The following is a 17308-nucleotide window of genomic DNA, read 5'->3' on the forward strand; positions in this document are numbered from 1 at the left end:
AGAAAGACCATAACTTGATTCTTACGCAACCTTGCTGATCGCAGTTGTGGTATGCTGGGAAATTACGCCATTTTTCATACTCTTCGGTTTCTTCAAATGAGCCACTTGTTGTTTTTGCTTCCTTTTTCTCTCCTGACTCTTTTTGCTGTGATGGAGCACACGAAGCTTGAGCAGATCGATTTCGGCGCGACCATACATACTTCTTTTGATGAGCTTAAGCCGATTCACATTTCCTTCCAAAGGACCATTGCTCCAAGGTAACGTCAATCCCGCAAGAACGGCATCTTTGTCTTGTTGCACACCCGTCACAAAGGACTCAAACGCTTCAAGATGGCTGGCTTTCACCGCTGCCAGCCAGGCGTCAAGCTGTTCTCCTGTACGCTCACGGACCATGTGAAGAAACATCTCTACCAGTTGGTAGGCGGTCTCAAGGTGTGGGCTCATCTGCCTTAACTGTTGAAGGGTCTCCCGTTCTTCTTCCTTCAAATCCTCATGTTTGCGGAAAAAGAGCCAGGTGGCCTGTGGTGCCGAGAGAGTCAAGAGGGGATTGAGTGGTTTCGTCGCTAATTGGGAACCGCTTTTGCGGGCAGAAAAGCTCAACGCATCTACCGTCTCCAGGTAGCGATAGATGGCTCGTGGTGATCCTTTATACCCTTTTGCTCTCAGTTCTCTTTCCAGTTGTACTCCCTGGCGGCACCCTTGTTGCCAGCGTTCCAGGAGATAGGTCTTGTAGGGATCGATGAGACGTGTTCGAGGCTTGCGAGAACCGGAATAAGGAATATCTCCGCGATCAAGCCACTCCCGAACGGTTCGTGGTGCCATACCCATGTGAGCCGCAATCTCAATGCTTTTCATCCCTTGCTGTTGCAGTGCCATCATCTGCTCGTAACGAGCTGTTCGCTCCGCTTGACGAGCGTGTTGTGCTCGTTTCTCAGCGCGTGTCCTGGGATGACTTTGACGTTCAGGTGAGGGTTGCTGCCCGTCGAGGGTCTTGGCTTCTGTCTGCTCAGCACGACGCAGTTGCGTCAGGCTTTGGGTCAATTGCACTGAGACACATGCAGCTAGATTCTTCACCAAATGCCAGCGGTCACTTACCTGTACAGCTTGGGGGGCCCCTTTTTGAATAGCTGACGCATATTCCGAGGACCCATCGCGGCTAACCACCTTGATGGAGGGATGCTTGAGCAGCCAGGTGGAGACCGTTTTGACCGAGCGGTCGGGAAGCAGGTCAATGGGCAGGCCCAATTCCAGATCACAGATCAGGGTTCCATAGCGCAGCCTGCGCCTGCGTGCCCAGTCGTCCAGCCCAATAACGTGTGGGGCTGATTGAGCTGACGGGTGTGATTGGCGAACCAGACGCAAGATGGTATCGCGACTTCCGCTGATGCCCAACTCACTTCCCACATCCGCTCCGGCTTGGCCCCCGATTTTGAGTCCGAGCTCACAGAGGGCCTTTTGGAGCCGTTTGGTGCGCTGAGCGTGAGGGTGACAAAGCTCTGGAAGCCGTTCAACGAAGATCTTTTGCGCACAGGTATTCTTTTTGCAAAAGAAACGACGCACATGCAGAATGAGACGAAGCGGACGTCCAACCGAAGGAAGATCACGGAGTGCACGTGAATAGAGACTTTGGATGCGCGAAGATACGGTCCCACATGAGGGGCAAGGAGCAGTTGGGGAGGTCGTCCGTAAGGTCAGGGTGATCTCCTCAGCTATTTCTACTCCTTCTACTTCGACGTGAGGAAGGTCTGGAAAAATGATCATAGAATGGTTTTTGAATCCTCAAAAAAGCTCTAAAAAAGCGAAAAAATGTTCAACTTTTTAGTATACCACATTACTCATCAGCAAGGTTGCGTAAGATTCATAAATTCGCCGGTTCTGACTCATAATCTCGCCAGTTTAGTGAGCTTGAATGGATGAGCCAACAATAGATTTTCCGGCGCATAACTTCGCCCAAATCCTAAATTGACTCATAACCCCGCCGAATTTGGCGAGCACAGAAAATGATCGATATCCCGCTGAAAATCACGGCAGATCAGCGAAAATGGGCGATGATCTGCGTCAATCTGGCGAAGATATGGTCCCGGAGCCCACTTCTGCCGCCAATCATTGTCAGGGAAGCAGCGGCGACCTTTACCAGTCCTCGGCTTCCAACCCAGAGACATTGAGGGATGGCAAGTGGGTAGAGAGGCCATGAAGCAAAGCCAATCCTCAGTTTTGACTCATGACCCATAAAAGCCCCTTTCGGCAGAAAATGAGCCAAACGACAGCCACGCTCAACAACTCCGGCGCTGTGACGCGCGTTGACCAACCGTATCGAGGTATTGCAGATGCTTCTTCTCTGGATCAGCAGTATCAAGTCGAGCGCGATTGGAGGAGTCCCGCGATGAGCAGCTCAACCATGCGGCGGGCATTGTAGCGCGGGTCGTTGTCGGCACCAACGCAGAGGTTGCCGATGCCATACATCAATTCGAGGGCATCAATATCGGCGCTGATCTCGCTAGCTTGAGCGGCGGCGGCGAGCAACGCCTGCTCGTTGCGCTGCGCGTCGGCCCGAATCTTTCGGACTGGTTGCCCCGCTCCCTCGTCGACGGTGGTCATCGCTTCATTCCCTCCCTCAAAACAATCGCTTGACAAACGGAACAATGTTCCATATAATATTAGCGGAGCATTGCTCCGCTAATATTATATCATACCATATGAGAAAGAGCTAGAAGGAAGATCTTTCTATGAACGAATTAGACATGGCGATGACAGACGTATCCATCAACGCGCCCACTTCAGTCGTCTCGGTGAAGCCGATAGTGCTCTCATCCCCAGGCCGTGGTGAGGATCTGCACGTGCGCGTGTCTGCGCCCGCGATTGGGCGCGAATTGCCCCTGATTGTTTTCTCGCACGGCTTTGGCTTGTCGTTGGACAGCTACAGCCCGTTGGTCGACTTCTGGGCTGCTCACGGCTTTGTGGTCATGCAACCCACCCATCTCGACTCCAGGACGCTGAGCCTTCCTCCTGACGATCCCCGTACCCCGCTGATCTGGCGTTTCCGCATCGAGGACATGAAGCGCATTCTCGATCAGCTTGATCAGCTTGAAGCGTCCGTTCCCGGCCTCAGTGGTCGCCTCGATCGAAGCCGCATTGCCGCCGCCGGACACTCCTGGGGCGGCCAGACGGCGAGCATGCTGCTGGGCGCGCGAGTCAAGGGTCCCGAGGGCGGAACGGGAGAGGACCTGTCCGACTCGCGGATCAAAGCGGGTGTGCTGCTTGCCACGCCTGGCCTGGGCGGAGCTGACCTGACTCCGTTTGCAGCCGAGCACTTCTCGTTTATGAATCCGAGCTTCGCGGACATGAACACGCCGACCCTCGTGATCGCGGGAGATCACGACCAGTCCCCCCTGTCCGTGCGGGGACCGGACTGGTTTACTGACCCGTACTTCTTGAGTCCAGGTGGCAAGAGCCTCCTGACGCTGTTCGGAGCAGAGCACTCGCTTGGCGGAATTACCGGGTACAACGTCACGGAAACGATGGACGAGAACCCTGAACGCGTCGCCCTGATCCAGCAGCTTACCTGGGCCTACTTGCGCACCGCGCTCTACCCCGAGGATTCCAGTTGGAAGGCCTCGCGCAAGGCTTTGATGGAAAGTCCCAATCCACTGGGTCGAATTGAATCCAGGTGAAGCTCTCAGAAGCACACTGCACGCCCCCTCGCCGACTCGACGTCGGCGAGGGGGCGTGCAGTGTGCTTCTGAGCAATTCGGTCCCTCCCTGGTTCGCCGAAGTCGCTATCCTCTCCCAGCACCTCACCACAAAAGGATTTCTGGAGTCCTTCACGCACCAGATTCGCCTGGTGCGTGGCCACTTCGGCACCTATGAGCCCATTGATTTTCTTGCGCTTCTCATCGGCTATGCTATCAGCGGAGAAAGGACACTGGCTGATTTCTTTGAACGCTTAGCTCCCTTTGGGGCAGCGTTCATGGCCCTCTTTGGGCGTGCCAAGCTTCCCCATCGCTCTAGTTTGAGCCGTTTCCTCGCCGACGTGGATCACCCTTGCTTAGAAGCCTTTCGCACGCTTTTCGGGCAGCTCAGCTTTGCCGAAGGATGGACCTCGGAAACCATTGGTGGCCTCTTCGATCGACAGGGACGTCGTTACATTGTCTTTGATGTGGATGCTACACGCCAAGCAGCACGACAACGCGCATTACCCTGCGGTCCAACGCTTCCTGCCGCACGCCGTCGTCTCGATGCGGTCTGTGCGCCAGGCTACAAGGGACGCAAGCGGGGTGAGGTTGTACGCACACGTACCGCTGCCCTTCAGATGCATACTCGTCAATGGATCGGCACGTATGGGGGCAAGGCAATGGCGACTATCAGGGTGAACTGGCTTCGGCGCTTCAATCCATCAAGACCTACTTAGCACACTTCGCACTGACAACAGAGACAGCTTTAGTTCGTCTCGATGGACAATACGGCGATGCAGTTGTAATTGCCCAACTCATTGAGGCCGGAGTCTACCTGATCACGCGAGGGCGAACGTATCGAATGCTAGAGCGTCCGCAGCTCCAGCGTGTGCTCGCCCATCCACCGAGCGCACGTGTGACTGCGACGAATATTGGTGACGTCGTTGAGTTGTTTGATGGAGGCTGGCTTCCCCTTGACGAGGGCGCACCCCAGGTACGTGTGATTGTGGCTCGACATGCTGCCCCTCCGCCTGACAAAAAAGTCACAGTAGGCAAGAGAGTGAGCGAATGGGTGTATGAGCTCTTCATCACCACGCTGCCCATCGAGGGGTTCCTGGTCGAGGATGCCTTCGACTTGTATCACGGACGTGGGGCCTTTGAAGCTGTCCTCGGCGACGAAGATATTGAAGAAGATCTCGATCGCTGGTGCTCGTACACACCGTGTGGTCAGGAACTCTGGCAAATTGTGTGTCAATGGGTGTGGAACCTCCGTCTCTCGCTTGGAAAGCTGATGCAGGGAGATCAATTACCCATAACCGCGTCTGAAAGCCCCTGGCTTCAGCCATGGGGATGAAAGACGCGTTCCTTTTTGGAGAGGGGAAGAAGAGCAACGCGTTGGGGTATTCTCCTCTTGACAGGAGATACAAAAGTGCTGTACACTGGAACTCATGTTCAAGAGCATCGAAGCAATCGGAACGTGGTTTTTGCGTGCCATTCTCATGTGGTCTGGTGTCCCAACTATCGACGCACACTGCTTGTCGGGACCATCGAAACCCGCTTCAAGCAGATCATTTGCCAGGTCTGCGAAGAGCTTCAAGCAGAGCGAGAGGTGATGCCAGATCATGTGCATCTCGCGGGTCAATATGGACCTCCAGTTTGGGATCCATCGGCTGGTGAAACGCATCAAAGATCGTTCCTCTCGATGCTTGCGACAGGAGTTCCCGCAACTCAAGCGAGCATTGCCCACGTTGTGGACGAATTCCTCTTGTGTCAGCACATCAGGTGGTGCTTCCTTGAGCGTCATCAAGCAGTCTATTGAGCAACAAAACCATGTCTCACAAGACCTTTCACTACCGGATCTATCCGACAAAAAAGCAAGAGACGACCCTCACCCACTGGCTACAACTGCTGTGTGAGACGTACAACGCCGCCTTGCAAGAACGCCGGGATGCCTATAGAATGGCGGGGAAATCGATCGGCTTTTCCCATCAGTGCGCCGAATTGCCCGAGTGCAGACACATGCGTCCCGATCTGGCTGAGGTGCCTTCCCAAGTTCTCCAAGATGCGGTCAAACGCGTGGATCTTGCCTTTGATCGATTTTTCCAGAGATGTGCGAGTGGAGAGAAGCCAGGCTATCCCAGATACAAGTCTCATGTTCGCTATGATAGCATGACGTTCAAGCAATACGGCAATAGTTTCGACGTTGCAGCGAGCGCTCAAAAGAACCGGGGAACGCTCGTGCTCGCCAAATTGGGCCAGGTGAAAATGGTGATGCATCGGCCCCTCGCCGGAACGCCAAAAACAGCGATTGTGAAGCGGACGCCTACAGGCAAATGGTTTGTCTCGATCTCGTGTGAAGATGTGCCAAAGGGAAACGTCCCTCAATCAGACAAAGAAGTCGGCATCGATGTCGGGCTCAAAACCTTTGCCTATCTCTCCGATGGCACGTCTCTTGAGAATCCACGCTTCATCAGGCAAGAAGAAAAGAACCTGGCGAAGGCACAACGCAAGCGAGACAAAGCCCCGAAACAATCGCAAGAACGAAAGAAGCTCAAGAAACGCGTGGCACGCGTCCACGAACGGACAAAGCATCGCCGCAAGAACTTTGCGCACCAGCACTCGCGCAAGATTGTCAACACCTGCAACCTGATCGCCGTAGAGGCGCTGATCGTGCGCAACATGGTCAAGAATCCGAAACTGTCCGCATCCATCGCAGATGCAGCGTGGTCGCAGTTCTTTGCGTTTCTGTGCAGCAAAGCGGAAGAAGCTGGCCGCACAGTGGTCAAAGTCAACCCAGCCTACACCAGTCAGCGATGTTCCTGCTGCGGGCATGTGCAAGAGATGCCGCTCTGCGTACGGATCTACGAATGTCCCAACTGTGGACTCGTGATCGATCGCGATCACAATGGCAGCAAAAATATTTTAGATGAAGGTTTAAAGGCTGTGGGACGACACAGCCGCGTCATTCCAGAAGCCCCCGGCTTGTAGCCGTGGGGAGTCGTCACGAGAGATCGAATGGGCACCACTCAAAGAAGCAACACTCCTTTTGCCAACTCCAGAACCCACACCAGAAGAGTATGGTCCGTGGCAATTGGCTGGAGATGTGGGGCGAGCACGCAATCAAATTGCCGGCGAGGAATTTGTGTTGCAAGAGGACGGGAAGCTACGTTGTCCAGCAGGAGCCAGCCTGTGGTTGAGTGAAGTACGTCAAGAGAATGCCTTTACTGAAGCGTGCTGTCTATCTGGCATACCAGACTGATTGTCAGCCCTGTGCTCTCAGAGAACAGTGTCTAGCACCAGGAGCCAAAGGCAACCGGGCTCGTCGTGTCAGTGCCGTCCGTCGCCTCTTACCTGTATCCTCCTCAGTGGAACGAAAACCCGTCGTCCTTGGATCGATGCAGTGGGTGGATGTGGCCGGTCGCACGCTTCGCCGCACCTGGACAGCCCATTGGCGTCGTCAATACGTTGAAGTTCTTCCCTTAGAGAAGACCCAGCAAGAGGTTTTGCCTTCCCCCCGCCCACCGCGTGCCGTCCGGTCCCGTCACCGCTGGAACTGGCGTGACCGACTTGCACGCAATGCTGGGTTCGGACCACCACGACTGCGTGTTACTGTCGCTGGAGTCCCCTCTTTTTTAGTGGCGAATTGACAAAGGAGGCACGAGCACGCTGAGATTTTTGATCAGAGGTTCTCGCCCGCTGAATGGATCAGAGGGCGAAGGTCATTTTGTTCTTTTTAGAGTAAGCCGACTGAAGAGCCCTCCTGAGCCATTTTGCTTGGAATGTACAGCTCGTTGCGCATCGCGTGGGGAGTTCCTCTCTTGTTCCGCAGGACACCTGATGATCTGCTGCTCCCAGTCCAGGGTAAACGCCTGCTTGGGAAAACGTTTGGTTTCGCGAACCGGCCAGGCTTTCCAGTACACTTCCAGATCGTCGCTGCGCTCACGCACCAAATGGCTACTCAAATACGCCCGATCGATGTGCAGTTCCTTCAAAAAGACCTCTTGTCGATCCAGATCGACGCTGATCGCTTCCGTCACACTGGCTTCCGGCATATTCGCTGGCGTCAAACCTGCCGCACGGATGAGACCCGTGTCCAGATCGTGGAGCACATGGCGCTTGTAGCCATCTACCCGCACACTGCGACTTTTACGTCCATGCTGCATCTGCTCATCTTCTATGCTGATGCGCCGGTCTTTCGCCACCCCCTTGATTAGGCTTGCCTTTCCATTCTCATCGACTTCTACATCTTGCGCCTTGACCTGTTGTGCAACTGAAAGAGATGACTGAGCCAGTTGCGCATCTTCCTGTTGCAGGGTCTGCACCCAGGTTTCCACGGCTTGTAACACGTTCAAGACCAGTGCCAACGCCTCATCTTTCTGGATTTGTTGATCCCAATCGCGATCCAACGCTCCTTCAGACTGCTCCCACAAATCAACTCTGCTCCTGCCTCTTTCGCTACTTCGACCGGAGCTCGCTCCTGTTGCTCAGCCACCACGCGCATGACCTTTTTGAGCGGGTGACCCACCAGATTACATGTATCCTCAACTCGTCCAGCTCCCCACAATGGACTGCTATCCAATGCAGTACGCAATGGCCGTGACCCAAATGCCTGGCTTTGATTTGCAATCTCTATCGTTCGTTCGATGAGCCGTCAGTCCATCTGCCCCTCAATCAGCCGCTTGCGGAACGCTACCAGTGTTCCTTTGCTAAAAGGTGCCTCTTCCGTATCGACGCAATCCAGGACAAGCTGCCACCGCCGATCCATGAGCGTCGCCTCAATGACCTCATCATCTGAGACACCTGTGTAGGCTTACACGATGGTTGCCAGTGCCAGTTATGCTGGAGCGATGGGTGGCTGACCTCGGAAACCTGGTGCATAGAGTGTGGCCAGTTTTTCTTGAAAAGCGTCAGAACGGTGATGCCGGAGAAAGACAAACAATTTCGCTCGTTTGATGCATGTGATAATGGTTTGCTCCAAAGGCGTTGGGGTAACCGGAGGGTGCCATGGTGAGGGACGCATGGTGTGCTCCTTTGCGCATCTTTTTCAAGGATGGCAAACGTTGCCTGGGCCATGAGCGCATGCCTGCTCGGCCAGTTCTTGTTCGATGGTCAGAGAGAAATGAGAAGTGTTCCCGTCTGATGTTTCGCGTTGCATGAGGCGCCGACTTCTTCAAAGCATTGACAGGCTGATGTGACACGCATTGCGAAATGTGGCAGCAGACTCGCAACTCCATACAGGTCTGCTGCCCTCGCGCATTAAGGGATGAGCAGCACCATGCCAATCGCCTGTCGCGCTTCAATGGCTGCATGGGCATCAGCGGCACGCTCCAGCGGGTATCTCTGCCCAATCACGGCTACCAGTCGCCCAGCTGCTGCCTCTTGCAATGCGGTCTCCATGTGAGCGCGTGTTTCCTGTTCTGTCCTGGCCATCGCCATCCCAAGGGCGCCAATCACCGTAATGCCTCGCATCGCCAAGTCATGCAGGCAGATCGTCGCCTCGGTGCCAGAGGAAGAGCCGTACACCACCAACCGACCACTCCCGTTCGTTGTCACCTCAAAGGCTTGACGACCAATGGTCCCTCCCACTGCGTCAATGACCACATCGGCCCCTCTGCCTCCTGTGACGTTTCGCACCTGCTCCACCCAGTCATTCTCACCGTAGTCGATAACCACATCGGCCCCAAGTCGAGAAACGACCGCGAGTTTCTCTTTCCCCCCCGCTGCACCAATCACGGTGCCTGCGCCCGCTGCTTTCGCCAGTTGGACCAATTGCGAACCAGTGTTGCCCGCTGCTGCCGTGATCAAAACGGTTTCACCGGGTTCGATCTGCACCGTTTTCAGGATGGAGATGGCAGTTCCTCCTGCCAGGAACACGCCCAACGCCTGTTCAACAGACAGATCCTTTGGAAGAGAGAAAACGTTGGTCACATCAGTAACCACTTGCTCTCCATAACCACCACCCGCCTTGGTGAGCGCCACCACGGGCTTTCCCACGAGTGTCAGGTCACCGTCTGGTCCGACTGATCTGATCTGACCACCCACCGCCCATCCGGGTGCAAAGGGGAGCGGGAAGGGGTACTTTCCCGCGCGGATGGATGTATCTCCAAAAGAGACACCTGCCGCCTCTACGACGATCACGACCTGGTGGGGGCCAGCCTGCGGCTCTTCGCTCTCTTCAAGGCGTAACACTTCGGGGAGGCCAAATTGGCGAACTTTTACAATACGCATGAGTCATCTCCTGTATCTTTTTCTGTGATTTTGGCTTGTGACAGTACCATCCATGCGACTCTCTCATTGCCCCATAGACGGCTCAGATTTGCCTCTTGACAGGACTTACTACTCGGAACATACTGTTCCAGACGGAATATCCTGTCTTTTCGCAAGTATAGTCAGCAGAGTATGAAGAAACAAGTCACAATCGAGAGGATTTGTTCTGAATGGAACAAATGAGCATAAAATGACCCAAAACACGGAGAACTTACGCGTGAGACGCATGAAAAAACTGTTGCGGGAGGCGTTGCTTGATTTGATCGAGGAGCGAGGCTTTGACGCGCTCACTGTGAGCGAGATTATCCAGCGGGCCATGGTGAGTCGGACAGCGTTTTATCGCAATTATCAAGATAAATATGATCTGGTCGAGCAGATCTTCGAGGATGAGATGCACATTTTGATGAGCGCATTGGGTAACTTCGGCCCAGAACGCCCTCCGCAACAATGGGTAAATCTCTTCGAGCATGTGGCGGAATACGAACAACTCTATCGTGTGCTGCTTGGGGGAAAAGGGAGTCCCTGGTTTGCCATGAAGATGCGAGCCTCTTTAGCTGAATTGGTCAAGGAACATACACTTGTTCCAAACAAGCAACCCATAGCTGATCGTCGTGTGTTTGTGAATGGATTTCTGCCAACACTGCTGGCCTCGTTGTTTGTCGATGCAATTACCTGGTGGCTTGAACAGGGAAGACCTTATTCTCCTGGAGAGATAGCTCAGTACTGTTCACAGCTTGCGGCTTCGATTTTCCACGAAGCAAGCACTTGGGAATGACCGTTTCCTCAGAAGAGAATCTCTTCACAGTTTTTCTTCTGAGTATCATGCTTTCTCCCATCTGTCTATCCACCCTTCACCTTTCTTGACCGGCGCTCTTGTACTACTTTGTTAGTTTCTTCTGGGACGGAAGGCCTCGATCTGCTGAGTGTGGAGCAGCCAGAAGACGAGATCCTGGAAGAGCCAGAGCAGCACCTGGCGATGCACGGAAGGCAGCGAGCTTCGCGTCACGGAGGGGGGGAAAGGCCTCTCCAGCGGGCAGAGGCAGTGTGAATCGATAAAGCATGAGGAAACTGTAGGCCAGCATGACGAGGGCCAGATGTCGATGCAGTCCTTTCCAACTCCGTCCCTGGTAGTGATCCAGGCCACATTCCTGTTTGGCATCTTCGTAAAACTGCTCGATGACCCAACGCGCATGGGCCAGCAGAATCAAACGCTGGAGCGAGGTCTCCGGTGGCAACATGCTGAACCAGTACTAGGAGCCTAAGGCCTCGGATATGTGTCGCTGGTACTGTCATGTCTGGCAGCATGGCGGCTCGGTCTTTGATTTCATGCAGTTGTACCACAGCCAGGAGTCCCGTGAGTTATGGCAGCGGATACAGGAAGGAGGGTCTTTATGAGAGGAGACCACAAAATGTCGCACTACCTGCTTCTCTTAATTGTGGGGAATCCTTCCACATCAGAGTGCTAACAACCGCAAATACTACCACGATCACGAGGGATAGAGAGAAGGCTTGAATGATGCGCTTTTCCAAAATACGCACAAGAAGTGCAACAGGAATCGCTATGAGCACACATACGATGGAGACATAGGAATAGATGGGCTTATTGTAAAAAATCCAGGAAGCAGGCAAAATACTGCTGTAGAAATCAGGAAAAGAAGAAGCCATTCCAGCAGATCAACTACTTTCTTTGTCGTCATTGGTCGAAAAATCTTTCTCGATTCATTGATGAAGCTTTGGTACTTAGTACTTCACACTATTGGCTCCCCTTTTTTCCCGAACAAGATCTTACCAAGCAAGGGGATGAGACCACTAATAATGAAATAGGCTATTGCAATGGACATAAATATCCTGCTGTAAGGAACGTAGAACAGGCCAATAACTCCAGAAACCATTCCCACCCCAAACACAATGTTCGCTGTAAAAGTGAGCTTGTTTATTCTCTTCATTGTTTTTTTCTACGACGGCAAACCTGATCTGCAGAGACGCTCTTCCAGCGAGGCGAGATAGGTCTGTGGATCACGACGGAAGCGGAGTTGGCGACGACGACCCTCCTGTCGATAGTCCAGGGTTTGGCGAAGTGCCCGCCAAGCGGTCACGTTGGAGGGGCGAAGATCCGCTGCCGAAATGGAGAGGATGCGGCTGGCACCTGCGGCAACCACACGCACTGAGCCACGCACGACGAGCGTTGGTGAGGCCCGCTTGCGTCCGGTGGCGCGCCGCTCAGCATGGCGGGCAGTGCCAAAGAAATGTTCCAGGTCATTGTTGGTACGAGGCAGGTCTTTCACCTGATAGCACTGAAAGAGACCATCCCAATAGCTGGTCGTGACTTTCTGGAAGTGCTCAACCGCAGGGGCCAGAGTTCCGAGCTGCTCGTGCTGTTGCGCCATCGTAGACAAGAGTTGTTGATACTTCTGTTTCAAGGCATCCACATCGTGTTGGTCGGCATTGGCAAGCAGGTGCGCGGCTTGATGGACCCACGCATAGGCGTGCTCGATGGCTGGCCAGAGGTACTCTGTCGCCGTTAATCCTGCTTGCACGAGTTGTCGAAGACAGCTCAGTTCGCCGGGGAGCTTCCTTTTTTGCTCCACACGAGCGATGGAGTCGGAAATGTCCTGGAGACGTTTTTTGAGCTGTAATCCATCGGCATCCAAAGGTGGTCGTCCATCATCAGTGAGGGCACTTCTGACCGCCAAGCAATAGCCACGGATCGCTTCGGCTTCCTCATCGGTGCGTTTTTCCAACGCCCGCTCGATTGGGCGCACCCCACGCACCCGTTTTTTCAGTTCTTTCTTGGCATGCAGATCGGCGGCAGCAATCGGCTTGGCTGCCTCACGCAGGTAATGAAAATGGCAGAGTTGGTGAGGAATACCTGGCAAGGCGCTCGCCACGGCCTTGCGAACCGAGCGCTGCCCATCGGTGATCACTCCCTTGATTGGGATCGAGAGCGTCTGGCACACCCGCGCTGCTTCCTCCAAGAGCGGACCGAGATCCTTCTCTGTCGCTCCGAGCAAACTCCGTGCTACCAACACTTCTCCCGAACAGCAATCGCGCAGCACCCACAAGACCTCGTGCCCTACATCGGGCTGTAGCCCATCGAGCGCCAGGATCACCTGCTTGTGTTCTTTCAATCGCTGCCGCAGCCGCGTTTCATCGGCCAGATGCAGCGTAAGCAGCTCTTCATAGCGATAAAGCTGGTTTGTGACAGTACGCTCAGCCATGTGGAGTCCCCGTCGCTGCAATTCTTCGTGGATCTGCGGAATACTGCGCTGCTGCTGGTAGCGCAGTGCTCCCACCAAGGCGATCACATCGAGACCAAATTCTCCATGAAGCAAAGCCCATCCGCCTTCCTCTTCTGGTCGCGTTGGCTGATGGAAGCGCGCGCACTCCGTCTTGCGGCAGCGATACACTTTGAGGGTTAACCTCGTCACGCCTTGTAACGTGGTGACAGTTCGGTGGCTATGGTGCCCCATCCTCATCCAACATCCACATGCTTGGCAGATAACCTGGAGTGGAGAAAGGGTAACACGCGGCTCGGCTTTCGGGCGAGCTTGCTTTCTGGCCATGACGAACCTCCAGAGGTGGTCTTGTGACTGGAGATTTTTGGGGGGCCGATTTTGACAGACAGAGGGGAGCCTAAGGGGTCAATTGGATCGCTCTGTGTCATATTTTTGCGATAATTACAGACGCCTCGCCGTAACATGCTTGACGTCTGTGGAAAGTCACAACGTGAGCAAAAAAGTGGCTCTTCTCTCCTTTCTGTAGCTCGAACGTCCCATCCCGCACGACAGCTCATAGCGCTTTCTCGACCGGAAACTGGATCTCGGTGAGCGCGTCGTCAAGATTCTCTTCCCGACGCAGGCGAATCTTGCGGCGTGGTCCAACGATGGTGTAGGCATTGTTTTCCATCCAGGTTCCCAGCGCTTGATAGGCCGGGAGCGCGAGCGCTGGATGTCCATGATAGAGCGTACTGGCCATGTGGGGAAAAGCTGGCAACTCACACCGTGTCAGCCGTCCCTCACTGCGTGTGGAAAGCCGATCGGCGTCTCTGCCATCAACAGGTGCGACAATATCCACGGAACCTGGAGTGCATTCGTCATCACGCTCCGTATGAACGACGAGCAGATGATCGATGGGTTTGACTCCATAGCGCTTCAGCATGCTGTCGATCCAGCACGCTTGATCCGCCAGATCACCCCTCGTCGGGTGCAGTGAGACCCCTGTAATTGGCCTGACCGCTTTGAGCACGACGTCATAGACCGGCAGAGAACTGCCTTGCTCAAGGGCGCGCAGGCGCGCTTCGATGCGCACGAGTTGCTCCTGTTCCGCCTGGATCTGCTGCTGGAGTTGTGCCTGTCTGAGCCGCAGCATCCCTTGCAATGCGAGAGGAGAAACGCTTTCGTCCAGAATCTCGGCGATCTGTGTGAGTCCCAGTCCGAGCTCTTTGAACGCCAGAATACGATGCAGGTGCGGTAACTGATCCATCGTATAGAACCGATATCCGGTCTCAGGATCGACAGAGATCGGCTTGAGGAGCCCGATCTCATCGTAGTAGCGCAGGGTGGTCATCGATACCCCGGCGAGCCTGGCAAAATCGCGAATCTTTAACATCTCATCTCTTCCTGCTGTACTTGCTCATTTTCTCGGAAGAGTTAGCCAATTCCCTCCACAATAGCTCTGCCCTCTTGACGCTCCGCACTCCATTCCGTCGCAATCAAGCGATGACCAGTCAGCTCTCGCGAAGCGTCGGAGGCGAGAAACACCGCCGGAGCCTGTATGATCTCCGGCTGGAGCAAACGTGCCTGGAGATCCGCTGGCGTCTGGGCGGGGACCATCCCCGTATTGGTTGCGCCACCCGGCAGCAGAATATTGACCCGAATACGCGCCTCGCTCAGCTCCTGTGCCCAGATGGCCGAGGCTGCCTCGAGCGCAGCCTTCGACGGCCCATAGGGAGAAAACCCGCGCCGCTTCATCGTTTCATAGCTCACCCCGATGTTAATGATGCTCCCCTCGCGCTGCTGTTGAAGCCAACGTGTCACCACTGCACGAGCCATATAGAATGGCCCATCGACATTTGTTTCTACAATCATACGCCAAACCGAAGGCTCAACCTCCCAAAAGCGAGTGGGCTCCGTCAGAAAAGAAGCACTGACATACTTCATACCTCGACCGGCGTTATTGACCAGAATATCGACGTGCCCAAACCGCTTCGTGGTCTGGTCCACGATCTGCTCACATGTTTCTGGATTCGTCACATCTGCGAGCAGTGCCAACACCCGTTCAGACCCATCCAGCTTCGCGAGTTGATCGAGTTCGGCCTGTTCACGCGCAGCCGTGACGGTCACTGATGCTCCTTCTTGTATGTATGCCTCCGCAATCGCGCGCCCTATCCCTCGTCCCGCTCCGGTCACGATCGCGACCTTTCCATCAAGTTTTCCCATTTCGGTTTCTCCTTTTTTGTCTCTCCAACACAAACGACCAACACATTTCAGCCACAAGCCAGCAAAAAAACGACCGACGCAAGGACATCTTCTTCTGTCAGAACGTTTCCATCCTGCTCATTTGCAGAGAGGTGAACAACTCTTGTCACCAGCATACAACGTTCAGGTAGGGTGAAAGTCAAGAGGCTTTCTTCTGACTTTTTAGGGGAGATTACACCACTTTTTTGCTCACGTTGCGACTTCTCACAGACGTCAAGCATGTTACGGCGAGGCATCTGTAATTATCGCAAAAATGCGACACAGAGCGAGCCAATTGATACGCGGGGCGAAAAACGCAATGGACATGATGATGGGCATTTTGTGAGAAAGATAAGCCGGTTCAGATCAGGTTTGCCGACGTAGAAAAAAACAAGATCTACGAGGAAAACGCTCATGGACTATACCACACTGACGGTGCCACCGGGTGGGGAAACTGCCCTTGCCCCAGTGGTCGTTGCATCGCTGTACGAAGCTCTGCAAAAGCTACCTGATCCACGGCGGGGACAAGGGAAACGCTACTCCTTGGCGCTCATCCTCTGCCTGGTCGTTCTGGCGAAATTGGCAGGGCAAACGTCGTTGAGTGGAGCAACGCAATGGGTTCGTCATCGAGCCGTGCAGTTTGCCGAGCACTTTAAGCTGCACCGCAAGACAATACCGTGCCAAATGACATACTGCAATGTGCTGGCAAGGGTGAACGGCAAACACCTGGATGAGATCCTCACCGCCTTTTTTGCGTGATGGGAAGCTCAGAGCCGGTGTGGAGAGGAACCAGCCGACTGCAACCCCCGTCGCGGAAAAATTTCTACGGTAAGACCCGCAAAGAAGTGTAAGCGAAAATGAAACTCGCGCTTCTCGAACAGCAACGAGGCACACTCATTACTGCTTCCCAACAACTGCTCGGAGCATACTTGACGCAGTGGTTAGAAGAAGTACATAGACCACCTGTGATCAAGGTGAGCAGCCATCTCAAGTATCGAAAACTGATGAATACGTACATCATTCCAGCGTTAGGAAGAATACCGCTGCAAAAATTGACTCCTCAGCACGTGCAGCGGTTTCACAACCAGAAGCTAGAAGATGGACTCCACGCTCGAACGATCATCTCCATTCATAATGTGCTCCACCAGGCCCTAGAAGATGCGGTTCGCTGGAATCTGGTAGCGCGTAATGTGTGCGATGTCGTGATGCCCCCAAAGGCGGAAAAATACGACATCACGCCGCTGACGCTGACTCAAGCGCAAGCATTTTTAGCATCGCTGCAAGGCCATCGCCTGGAAGCTCTCTTCCTCCTTGCTATTATCACTGGTATGCGCAAAGGCGAGCTACTTGGATTGCGCTGGTCAGATATTCATTTTGAGCAGCAGTACGTTCGTGTCCGGCGCACTGTCAGTTATATCGAGGGACGTGGGTATATAGAGACTGAGCCGAAAACGGCGAAAGGAAGATGGCTGATCTCGCTCCCTCCTTTTGCACTGGACAAATTGAGGCAGCATCGTCTGCAACAGGTAGAGCAGCGATCGAAGGTTGCAAATAACTGGGAGGAGCGTGATCTGGTTTTTTGTAATCAGCGTGGTGATTATCTTGATCCGCGGTATCTCTCGCGACTCTTTGCTCGACTGCTAAAAAAGGCCGACCTTCCCCATATCCGTTTTCACGACCTCAGGCATAGCGCCGCCACGATCATGCTGAGCATGGGGGTGCACTTTAAAGTGATCCACGAAATCCTCGGACATAGTTCGAGCCGGATAACGCTTGATATCTATGCTCATGTGTTGCCCGCGATGCATGAAGAGGCAATGAGTGGGTGGAAGAGTGTGCTTGGTGAAGCGCAGTAGTCGTGTAAAACAAGGCAATTCGTAACATTTTCCAACTACCGTCAGAACTACCGTCAAA

At 54.1% G+C, this 17308-nt stretch carries 17 protein-coding genes and 3 pseudogenes; 9 read left to right on the forward strand and 11 right to left on the reverse strand.

Going from position 1 to position 17308, the window contains the following annotated elements; genetic code table 11:
* Positions 1–21 precede the first annotated feature (21 nt).
* From KTE_RS27765 to KTE_RS27775, 3 genes and pseudogenes are all read right to left on the reverse strand, one after another.
* Positions 22–1761, reverse strand: a complete 1740-nt coding sequence (locus KTE_RS27765; protein WP_201386739.1) for an ISL3 family transposase — start codon at positions 1759–1761, stop codon at positions 22–24.
* A 271-nt stretch (positions 1762–2032) separates the two neighbouring features.
* On the reverse strand, positions 2033–2230 hold the full coding sequence (locus KTE_RS27770) for a hypothetical protein (RefSeq protein WP_201386742.1): 198 nt from the start codon (positions 2228–2230) through the stop codon (positions 2033–2035).
* 122 nt (positions 2231–2352) lie between these two features.
* Positions 2353–2523, reverse strand: a pseudogene (locus KTE_RS27775) (TetR family transcriptional regulator); the annotation flags it as partial.
* 218 nt (positions 2524–2741) lie between these two features.
* On the opposite strand from KTE_RS27775, the gene KTE_RS49830 reads away from it, so the two are divergent.
* From KTE_RS49830 to KTE_RS27800, 6 genes and pseudogenes are all read left to right on the forward strand, one after another.
* Positions 2742–3671 (forward strand): alpha/beta hydrolase family protein, encoded by a 930-nt coding sequence (locus KTE_RS49830; protein WP_374226829.1) that lies wholly within the window; start codon positions 2742–2744, stop codon positions 3669–3671.
* A 62-nt stretch (positions 3672–3733) separates the two neighbouring features.
* Entirely contained in the window at positions 3734–4408 is a 675-nt protein-coding gene (locus KTE_RS47920) for a hypothetical protein (protein ID WP_236600617.1), read from the forward strand.
* A complete protein-coding gene (locus KTE_RS47925) occupies positions 4324–5025 on the forward strand; it encodes a hypothetical protein (RefSeq protein ID WP_236600618.1) in 702 nt (233 codons plus the stop codon). Before KTE_RS47920 ends, KTE_RS47925 begins: the two co-directional genes overlap by 85 nt.
* A 78-nt stretch (positions 5026–5103) precedes the next feature.
* Positions 5104–5587, forward strand: a pseudogene (tnpA, locus tag KTE_RS27790) (IS200/IS605 family transposase).
* Positions 5502–6659 carry an RNA-guided endonuclease TnpB family protein gene (locus KTE_RS27795; protein WP_201386750.1) on the forward strand — a complete coding sequence of 386 codons (1158 nt, stop codon included), beginning with the start codon at positions 5502–5504 and terminating at the stop codon, positions 6657–6659. Before tnpA ends, KTE_RS27795 begins: the two are co-directional and overlap by 86 nt.
* A 227-nt stretch (positions 6660–6886) precedes the next feature.
* Positions 6887–7318: a hypothetical protein gene (locus KTE_RS27800; protein WP_201386752.1), complete on the forward strand. Its 432-nt coding sequence runs from the start codon at positions 6887–6889 to the stop codon at positions 7316–7318.
* Between the two features lie 72 nt (positions 7319–7390).
* On the opposite strand, the gene KTE_RS27805 is transcribed toward KTE_RS27800, so the two are convergent.
* The 4 genes and pseudogenes from KTE_RS27805 to KTE_RS27820 all read right to left on the reverse strand — a co-directional run bounded on the left by KTE_RS27805 (position 7391) and on the right by KTE_RS27820 (position 9899).
* Positions 7391–8101, reverse strand: coding sequence for a transposase (locus KTE_RS27805; RefSeq protein WP_201386753.1), 711 nt, complete (start codon positions 8099–8101; stop codon positions 7391–7393).
* A gap of 221 nt (positions 8102–8322) precedes the next feature.
* Positions 8323–8463: pseudogene (locus KTE_RS27810) on the reverse strand (transposase); the annotation flags it as partial.
* 42 nt (positions 8464–8505) lie between these two features.
* The gene (locus KTE_RS27815; RefSeq protein WP_201386757.1) at positions 8506–8691 is read right to left on the reverse strand and encodes a hypothetical protein; all 186 of its coding nucleotides are present in this window, start codon (positions 8689–8691) and stop codon (positions 8506–8508) included.
* 236 nt (positions 8692–8927) lie between these two features.
* Entirely contained in the window at positions 8928–9899 is a 972-nt protein-coding gene (locus tag KTE_RS27820) for a zinc-binding dehydrogenase (protein ID WP_201386759.1), read from the reverse strand.
* Between the two features lie 229 nt (positions 9900–10128).
* On the opposite strand from KTE_RS27820, the gene KTE_RS27825 reads away from it, so the two are divergent.
* Positions 10129–10713, forward strand: a complete 585-nt coding sequence (locus KTE_RS27825; RefSeq protein WP_201386761.1) for a TetR/AcrR family transcriptional regulator — start codon at positions 10129–10131, stop codon at positions 10711–10713.
* A 103-nt stretch (positions 10714–10816) separates the two neighbouring features.
* On the opposite strand, the gene KTE_RS27830 is transcribed toward KTE_RS27825, so the two are convergent.
* From KTE_RS27830 to KTE_RS27845, 4 genes are all read right to left on the reverse strand, one after another.
* Entirely contained in the window at positions 10817–11176 is a 360-nt protein-coding gene (locus tag KTE_RS27830; RefSeq protein WP_201386771.1) for a transposase, read from the reverse strand.
* Positions 11177–11893: 717 nt separating this feature from the next.
* Positions 11894–13414, reverse strand: coding sequence for an ISNCY family transposase (locus KTE_RS27835; protein WP_201387275.1), 1521 nt, complete (start codon positions 13412–13414; stop codon positions 11894–11896).
* Between the two features lie 313 nt (positions 13415–13727).
* A complete protein-coding gene (locus tag KTE_RS27840; protein WP_201386773.1) occupies positions 13728–14546 on the reverse strand; it encodes a MerR family transcriptional regulator in 819 nt (272 codons plus the stop codon).
* Positions 14547–14587: 41 nt separating this feature from the next.
* Complete coding sequence (locus tag KTE_RS27845) at positions 14588–15376, reverse strand: SDR family NAD(P)-dependent oxidoreductase (protein ID WP_201386775.1); 789 nt, start codon at positions 15374–15376, stop codon at positions 14588–14590.
* A 432-nt stretch (positions 15377–15808) separates the two neighbouring features.
* On the opposite strand from KTE_RS27845, the gene KTE_RS27850 reads away from it, so the two are divergent.
* On the forward strand, positions 15809–16153 hold the full coding sequence (locus tag KTE_RS27850) for a transposase family protein (protein WP_201386777.1): 345 nt from the start codon (positions 15809–15811) through the stop codon (positions 16151–16153).
* 98 nt (positions 16154–16251) lie between these two features.
* The gene (locus KTE_RS27855) at positions 16252–17250 is read left to right on the forward strand and encodes a tyrosine-type recombinase/integrase (RefSeq protein ID WP_201386779.1); all 999 of its coding nucleotides are present in this window, start codon (positions 16252–16254) and stop codon (positions 17248–17250) included.
* The last annotated feature ends 58 nt before the right edge of the window (positions 17251–17308 follow it).

It is taken from the genome of Ktedonobacter sp. SOSP1-85 (assembly GCF_016587415.1).
Taxonomy (GTDB): Bacteria; Chloroflexota; Ktedonobacteria; order Ktedonobacterales; family Ktedonobacteraceae; genus Ktedonobacter.

What these genes read in the sequence shown, in the direction of transcription:
- KTE_RS27840 (WP_201386773.1), bottom strand. Translation starts at nt 14,546, where the DNA reads ATGTTAAAGATTCGCGATTTTGCCAGGCTCGCCGGGGTATCGATGACC.
- KTE_RS27820 (WP_201386759.1), bottom strand. Translation starts at nt 9,899, where the DNA reads ATGCGTATTGTAAAAGTTCGCCAATTTGGCCTCCCCGAAGTGTTACGC.
- KTE_RS27815 (WP_201386757.1), bottom strand. Translation starts at nt 8,691, where the DNA reads ATGCGTCCCTCACCATGGCACCCTCCGGTTACCCCAACGCCTTTGGAG.
- KTE_RS27800 (WP_201386752.1), top strand. Translation starts at nt 6,887, where the DNA reads ATGCCTTTACTGAAGCGTGCTGTCTATCTGGCATACCAGACTGATTGT.
- KTE_RS27825 (WP_201386761.1), top strand. Translation starts at nt 10,129, where the DNA reads ATGACCCAAAACACGGAGAACTTACGCGTGAGACGCATGAAAAAACTG.
- KTE_RS27855 (WP_201386779.1), top strand. Translation starts at nt 16,252, where the DNA reads ATGAAACTCGCGCTTCTCGAACAGCAACGAGGCACACTCATTACTGCT.
- KTE_RS27845 (WP_201386775.1), bottom strand. Translation starts at nt 15,376, where the DNA reads ATGGGAAAACTTGATGGAAAGGTCGCGATCGTGACCGGAGCGGGACGA.
- KTE_RS47925 (WP_236600618.1), top strand. Translation starts at nt 4,324, where the DNA reads ATGGATCGGCACGTATGGGGGCAAGGCAATGGCGACTATCAGGGTGAA.
- KTE_RS27835 (WP_201387275.1), bottom strand. Translation starts at nt 13,414, where the DNA reads ATGAGGATGGGGCACCATAGCCACCGAACTGTCACCACGTTACAAGGC.
- KTE_RS27770 (WP_201386742.1), bottom strand. Translation starts at nt 2,230, where the DNA reads ATGGGTCATGAGTCAAAACTGAGGATTGGCTTTGCTTCATGGCCTCTC.
- KTE_RS27830 (WP_201386771.1), bottom strand. Translation starts at nt 11,176, where the DNA reads ATGTTGCCACCGGAGACCTCGCTCCAGCGTTTGATTCTGCTGGCCCAT.
- KTE_RS49830 (WP_374226829.1), top strand. Translation starts at nt 2,742, where the DNA reads ATGGCGATGACAGACGTATCCATCAACGCGCCCACTTCAGTCGTCTCG.
- KTE_RS27850 (WP_201386777.1), top strand. Translation starts at nt 15,809, where the DNA reads ATGGACTATACCACACTGACGGTGCCACCGGGTGGGGAAACTGCCCTT.
- KTE_RS27795 (WP_201386750.1), top strand. Translation starts at nt 5,502, where the DNA reads ATGTCTCACAAGACCTTTCACTACCGGATCTATCCGACAAAAAAGCAA.
- KTE_RS27765 (WP_201386739.1), bottom strand. Translation starts at nt 1,761, where the DNA reads ATGATCATTTTTCCAGACCTTCCTCACGTCGAAGTAGAAGGAGTAGAA.